Source organism: Rhodococcus sp. IEGM 1379 (assembly GCF_030056815.1).
Taxonomy (GTDB): domain Bacteria; phylum Actinomycetota; class Actinomycetes; order Mycobacteriales; family Mycobacteriaceae; genus Rhodococcus_F.
This window is the reverse complement of the sequence record NZ_JASHKR010000135.1, coordinates 1-6,738: the sequence shown is the minus strand read 5'-3', so window position 1 is coordinate 6,738 and position 6,738 is coordinate 1. Positions and strand designations below refer to the sequence as shown.

At 61.0% G+C, this 6,738-nt stretch carries 6 protein-coding genes; all 6 read left to right on the top strand.

What is annotated here, in order from left to right; genetic code table 11:
* Window positions 1-131: 131 nt before the first annotated feature.
* Window positions 132-1,277 (top strand): hypothetical protein, encoded by a 1,146-nt coding sequence (locus QM600_RS28400; RefSeq protein WP_283265085.1) that lies wholly within the window; start codon window positions 132-134, stop codon window positions 1,275-1,277.
* Window positions 1,278-1,379: 102 nt separating this feature from the next.
* Window positions 1,380-2,537, top strand: coding sequence for an HpcH/HpaI aldolase/citrate lyase family protein (locus QM600_RS28395; RefSeq protein ID WP_283265084.1), 1,158 nt, complete (start codon window positions 1,380-1,382; stop codon window positions 2,535-2,537).
* Window positions 2,534-3,817, top strand: a complete 1,284-nt coding sequence (locus tag QM600_RS28390) for a phosphoribosyltransferase family protein (RefSeq protein WP_283265083.1) — start codon at window positions 2,534-2,536, stop codon at window positions 3,815-3,817. The genes QM600_RS28395 and QM600_RS28390 overlap by 4 nt, the downstream gene beginning before the upstream one ends.
* Complete coding sequence (locus tag QM600_RS28385) at window positions 3,814-4,923, top strand: cysteine protease StiP family protein (protein ID WP_283265082.1); 1,110 nt, start codon at window positions 3,814-3,816, stop codon at window positions 4,921-4,923. The genes QM600_RS28390 and QM600_RS28385 overlap by 4 nt, the downstream gene beginning before the upstream one ends.
* The gene (locus tag QM600_RS28380; RefSeq protein ID WP_283265081.1) at window positions 4,920-5,807 is read left to right on the top strand and encodes an HAD family hydrolase; all 888 of its coding nucleotides are present in this window, start codon (window positions 4,920-4,922) and stop codon (window positions 5,805-5,807) included. Before QM600_RS28385 ends, QM600_RS28380 begins: the two co-directional genes overlap by 4 nt.
* 105 nt (window positions 5,808-5,912) lie before the next feature.
* On the top strand, window positions 5,913-6,738 hold an 826-nt coding region (locus QM600_RS28375), incomplete at its 3' end, for a TerD family protein (RefSeq protein WP_283265080.1).

The window sequence follows — 6,738 nt, the reverse complement described above, 5'->3', positions numbered from 1 at the left end:
GGAAATCGAAACGGAGTCCGAACGCGTCGGACCCGTAGGATTCAATCGTGGTGGGCAGATGGTCGGAGCGCTTCAATCGGGGGGTTAGCGTGGAGGAGTCGATCAGTCGTGCTCGGGAAGCACAGACTGCGATGGTCTCGGCGTTTCTCGATATGGACAAGCGGCAGACCATCGCGGCGGCGGCGGTCAAGGCGTCGACTGAGCTGTTTCCGGAGCGTGGCCTGAGTCAGGCCTGGAAGCCGATTCGCGAAAAGTGCTACGAAGCGGTGTCGAACTACCTGGCCACGAGCGAGCGATACGGAAATGACCAGGCTCTCCATCGCGACGCCCGCACCGCAACCGCGGCGTTCGAGAAGTCGGTAGCAGAGCTGGTGTCGGCGGCCCAGAGTATCGACGCGTTCTACAACGGAAATCGTGCGCACCTCGAGCAGTCCACCGCGACGATGTCGACTATTCCGGTGCTCGGCCATCAGGCGCGTGCGGCGGCGGATGCGGCTCGCCGTGCGTTGGATGACGCTGATCAGCACTTTTCCGAGTATCCGTCGGTGGTGACCTCTGCGGAGCACTTGGATGGCACCCTTGTGGCGCTCGCGCAGGCCGAGCGAAACGAGCGCGCCGACGCTATTCGCGTAGAGGCCGAACACGTTCGAGCTGCAGCCGCTGCGCTTCAAGAAGCGTTGGCTCAGGCCCCGTCCACGCAACGGCACGCGCAGATGACGGTATCCGCGGTCTCCACCAGGCTGGCTGCTGTTCGAACGCGAGTCGACCGCCTCGATCCGGCGTACTCGGCTTTGCTTCGCGAGTTCAACGCTGCGAGTTCCGCCGATCTGGTGAACAACAGCAGTCGGAGTCATGAACATATCGGCCAGGCAGATGCGGACTTGAGAGAAGCCGTGGAGGCTTTGTCTGCGGGCAACCCCGAGCACGCGTTGGCTTTGATGGCAGAAGCACGGGTGCACCTGGCCGAGGCGGAGGCCTGCGTCGATGCTGTGACAGACCGGTTGACCACACTTCGGGCAGTTCGGGCCGATCCGACGGAGAAAGAGCGGCAGGTTCGCTTTCGTTTGAAGGATGCGCAGATGTTTGCCGTCAATCACGGGTTGGTGGCGGAGTGGGGGTCGGTACTCGATGCGCAATTGGCTCGGATCGAACGGGCCTCGGCGTCGTTGACGGGAACTCATCCGGACTACTGGTCGTATGTAGTGCAGTTGGATTCCGTTTCGGCGTTCATTGCAGAGATTGTCGAGAAGATGCGAACGCGGGCAGGAAGACACTGAAAAAGCATGTCGGGGCCGATCGGGGGATCGGTGTTTTCACCCGAAAAGAGTCGAGTGGGGGACAGAAACGTGGAATTGCCATCGGTTACGGAAAGAAGAGACATGCAGCACTTTCAACACCTCAGCGATGATGTGCGGGAGCAATTGTTCCTGCACGCTCCGCGGACGTTCGCAGACTCGGACGAGAGAGACCTACTGGCTATCGCTCTGGGCGCGACACTGTATGTGCCGGCCACGAGGGCCGGTCTGGCCGAGATCGTGGAGAAGCGAGCCGCTGACGGCGTCAGTTCGATGGTCCTGGACCTCGAGGATGCTGTCGCGGACGACGAGGTGGAGTCTGCTCGGGCAAATGCGGTTGCCGCGCTCGACAAGATCGCATCGACCGATGCAGCGGGAATGTTGCTGTTCGTCCGCGTCCGTGAAGTATCCGATATCGCCGACATCGCCGAATCGTTGACGGTCGGCCGGGAAGCGCTGACCGGGTTTGTCGTACCGAAATTCGGGAGTGCGACCGGCGCGGCCTTCCTCGAAGCAGTGGCCGACGCCTCCGAGCGTTTGGGAAAGCATCTGTACGCCATGCCGGTGCTCGAATCCCCGGAATTGGTGCACCGCGACACCCGTGATCTGGAATTGCGCTCTGTCAGTCAGATTTTGGCGCAGCATCGCGATCGTATTCTCGCGGTCCGCATCGGTGCTACCGATATGTGCAGCACTTTCGGGATTCGACGAGACCGTGATCTGACGATCTACGACGTGCGTGTTGTTGTCGACGTCATTGCCGACATCGTCAATTACCTTGGACGAGCTGACGGTTCGGGATTTGTCATCACCGGGCCGGTGTGGGAGTACTTCGCCGATCACGAGCGTATGTTCCGTCCGATGCTGCGTGCGACGCCGTTCGAGGAGCATGACGCCGTGCGGTTCCGTCAGCATCTGGTGAGCCGCGACCTCGACGGATTGCTTCGGGAAATCGCCTTGGACCGGGCCAACGGCATTCAGGGTAAGACCGTGATCCATCCTTCGCACGTCGCGGCAGTCAATGCACTGTCCGCGGTCACTCACGAGGAGTATCACGACGCAGTGGATATCTTGGGTGTCGAGGTGGGTGGGGTTGCGGCGTCGGGGTATCGGAACAAGATGAACGAGATGAAGCCGCACCGCAATTGGGCTCGGCAGACAGAGCTTCGGGCCCAGGTTTTCGGAGTTACCAACAAGGGCATCACGTTTGTCGAGTTGCTGACGGCGTTGGTCGATCGATGACGGGCAGTGTTGCATCGATCCCTTGGGCTACAGCAGAATTCGGACTCGATCTTGTGCACGGCAGTTCTGTAGTGGGGCGGACGGTTCCCGAGTTGGTGATTCCGGGACTGCGACGCAATCCGCGTCGGGCGCACCTGTTGGTGTCGACGGTTCTGGGCAAGCACGTGCCTACCGAGCCGTCGGTGGTGATCGGCGCTGCCGAGGATCTCGGCGACCTGGTGCGTGACACGCTCGGCGTAGGTGTCGATGTGGTGGTTCTCGGATTTGCTGAAACTGCAACAGGTTTGGGTCACTGTGTGGCAGCGCGCCTGCATGCTTACTGCTACCTCCATTCGACGCGCCGCGATGTTTCGGGGGCAACTACCCTGGCGGGTTTCGAAGAAGGGCACTCGCACGCTACGAGTCATCTGATGCAGCCGACGTCGGCGGAACTGTTCGAGAACAATCTGCCGCTGGTGCTGGTGGACGACGAAATCTCCACCGGAGCAACAGCTATCGATGCTATTCGGGCATTGCACGGTCAATGCCCACGAGAGCGGTACGTCGTTGCTTCGTTGGTGGACATGAGAACCGACGAGCATCGGGCTGTCAGTGACAGTGCGGCAGGGGAATTGGGAGTGCGGATCGACTACGTCAGTCTCGCTTCCGGTTTCACGGTTCTTCCGGACGGTTTGACCGAACGTGTGACGGCACTGGATGCTCCGACGCTCAATGCGGCGAGTAATCGTCAGGGAACGGCTTCCCGTGTTGATCTGCCTTGGCCGGCAACCGTTCCGGATGGAGGAAGGCATGGATTCCTCGATTCGGACTCGGTAGATTTCGATCGGGCAGTCGAAGACGCTGTAGCAGTGGTGAATGCCGTGCTGGAATCGGAGCGTCCTCTGATCGTCGTGGGGCATGAAGAGTTGATGTACCTGCCTTTGCGTATCGCGAGCAGCCTGGAACGCGGGGGCCGGGCGGTGCTCTATCAAACGACGACGCGTTCGCCCGCGTACGTCATGGACCACGAGGGCTACCCGCTTCGCCGCGGATTCACCTTTGTCGCACCGGAATTAGGCGAGAACGAACCGCGGTTCCTGTACAACGCGCAGTGGCCGGACTCGGCCGTCGACGCTGTGGTCCTGTTGATCGTGGACGAACCTGCCGACACCGATCGGTTGACCGCAGACGACGGTGTTGTGGAAGCACTGAGAAATGCCGGGACTGACGTGGTGGTGGCAACGGTGCGGGGAGCTAACCCGTCGGCGTTGCGGGATTCGAGAGAAGGCGAAGGAGCATGACCGTACCTTTGGTCGGGCCCCAGTTCGGTTCGTATGCTGCGGACGAAGTGAAATGGTTGCTCAAGGACCTCTCTCATGTGGACCTCGAAGCGGATGTTGCCGAGCGGGAGAAGCGCATTCAGTCAGGTGAGGCGCATTACGCAGAGTCTCTGCCGATCGAGTATCAGCCCGATGATGCCTATCGCGAACTGTTTGAAACGGTGTTGGCGGAGAGCGCGCCCCGTTTGGCTCGCGCGGTCGGTACGGTCACCGACCTGGTGTTGGCCGAGCGCGGATCCGACATCGTATTGGTCTCTCTTGCCCGGGCCGGCACGCCTGTCGGGATCTTGATGCGTCGGTGGGCCAAGCATGTTCACGGAGTGACGTTGCCGCATTACGCGGTATCGATCGTTCGAGGCAAGGGGATCGATTCCGTTGCCCTCGATCATCTTTCACATCATCATGATTCGTCGAACATCGTCTTCGTGGACGGATGGACCGGTAAGGGAGCGATTGCCCGTGAACTCGATGCCGCACTGACCGAGTATCACGCTGCGGGCGGCGCTGCATTCAACTCCGATCTGGCAGTACTTGCCGATCCGGGATACTGCGTCCGAACCTACGGAACCAGAGATGACTTCCTGATTGCTTCGGCCTGCCTCAATTCGACTGTGTCCGGACTGGTCTCGCGCACGGTCCTCAACGACACGCTGATCGGACCCGGAGATTTCCACGGCGCGAAGTTCTATGCGGATCTTGCTGATGTAGACGTGTCCAACCGGCTACTCGACGTAGTCTCGGCAGAATTCGATAACGTACGTAGTGATGTTGCGGATTTGCTTGCCGCCGTGCGTGCTTCGGATCGAACACCTACCTGGGCCGGGTGGGAATCGGTCGAGAAGGTTCAGGCGGACTACGGGATATCCACGGTGAACTTCGTCAAACCAGGTGTCGGCGAAACCACTCGGGTATTGCTGCGCCGGTTGCCGTGGAAGGTGCTCGTGCGAGAACTGGATGCACCCGAACATGCCCACATTCGGTTGCTCGCGCAGGCCCGTGGCGTTCCCGTCGAGGAAGTATCCGATCTCGCGTACTCGTGTGTCGGTCTGATCAAGGACATCACATGAGCGCATCGCCGGCATTGATCGCGACCGACCTCGATCGCACGATGATCTACTCGAAAAACGCGATCGGGGGTGATCCCTCCGGTACCGATCTGGGGTCAGGACCTGCCCCGGTGTGCGTCGAGTACTACGACGGCGGGCCGCTGTCCCACATGAGCGTCGACGCGATCGCACTACTGCGAGAGCTCTGCGCCGCAGTGCCGGTAATTCCCACGACCACCAGGACAATTGCGCAGTTCCAGCGGATCGACCTGCCCGGCGGTCCGTGGAAGTACGCGATCACCAGCAACGGTGGGAACATCCTGGTCGACGGAAAACCTGATCTGTCGTGGCGAAGTGAGATCGACCGATCAACTCGCGCCGCCGGGGTGGAGTTGGCGCACGTCCGCAGTGAGCTGGAAGCCCGTATCGACGTCAGTTGGGTCAGTTCCATGCGGGTGGCCGACGAACTGTTCCCGTACCTGGTCGTGGACCTGTCGACCATTCCCACTGATTTCGAAGCCGGCTGGAGCGATTGGTGTATCTCCCGCGGCTGGAACGTGTCACGGCAGGGACGAAAGATTTACACGGTGCCCGACGCGGTATCGAAATCCCGAGCCCTCGCCGAAGTGCGCCGACGCCTGATCGAGTCGGGTGACCTCGCGGCCGACGCCACAGTTCTGTCCGCCGGCGACGGCGCCCTTGATGCAGACATGCTCGAGTACGCAGACTTCGCGATCCGTCCCCGGCACGGTGAGCTGGAAGAACTGAATTGGCAACGCCCGACGGTTACTGTGACAGAAACGTCCGGAATCGCGGCGAGTGTGGAGATCGTGAGCTGGTTCTCCGCCCACGTCGCGGCAATGACGGTAGGCACACCGCAAGAATCTCAGCAGCTTCCCCAGTAATGAACACCAGTAATGAACACCAGTAATGAACACCAGTAATGAACACCAGTAATGAACACCAGCAATGAACACCAGCAATGAACACTCTCGATGAAGGAGATGCAGTTGTCTGTATCGCTTGCCAAAGGTCAGAACGGTCCACTCAACGTGCCGGAAGTGATTGTGTCGGTGCAGTTGGCCGCCGCTGCTGATTTGTCAGCGCTTCTCGTGACCGGTAACGGCAAGGTGCGCTCCGATGCGGACTTCGTCTTCTTCAACCAGCCCACCGGACCGGGTGTGCAGTTGACGCCGAATCCGGGCGGCATTGCGTCCCTGAAGGTCTCGTTGGCCGGTGTGCCCGCTGATATCGAGCAGGTTCGCGCGGTCATCACGCTCGACGACACTTCGTCGAATTTCGGTCGCACTGCCGCGCCGACTGCTCGGGTATCCGATACCGCCGGAAACGTGTTGTACGAGTACGTGATCGACGGACTCTCCGCCGAGTCCATTGTCATTGCACTCGAGGTGTACCGCCGTCAGGGTGCGTGGAAGGTTCGCGCTGTCGGGCAAGGCTACGCCGGTGGATTTGCCGCGTTGGTCACCGATCACGGTGTGTCCGTTGACGACGCACCGGCGCCGGCACAGGCCGCGCCGGCTCCCGCACAAGCCGCTCCGGTCCAGGCTGCCCCGCCTGCCTACAACCCGCCACCGCAGCAGCAGCCGTCGTACAATGCTCCGTCGGCTCCTCCTGCCCCTCCGGTGTACAACCAGCCTCCCGCAGCGCCGGCCGAGGTCAGTTTGGTGAAGGGCCGCCCGGTCAGTTTGACCAAGGGACAGAAGGTCACGCTCCGCAAGGAGGGCGGCGTCGCGCTGACCATGATCCAGATGGGTCTGGGTTGGGATCCGATCAAGAAGAGCGGAATGTTCGGCAACCGCACCGCCAACGTCGACC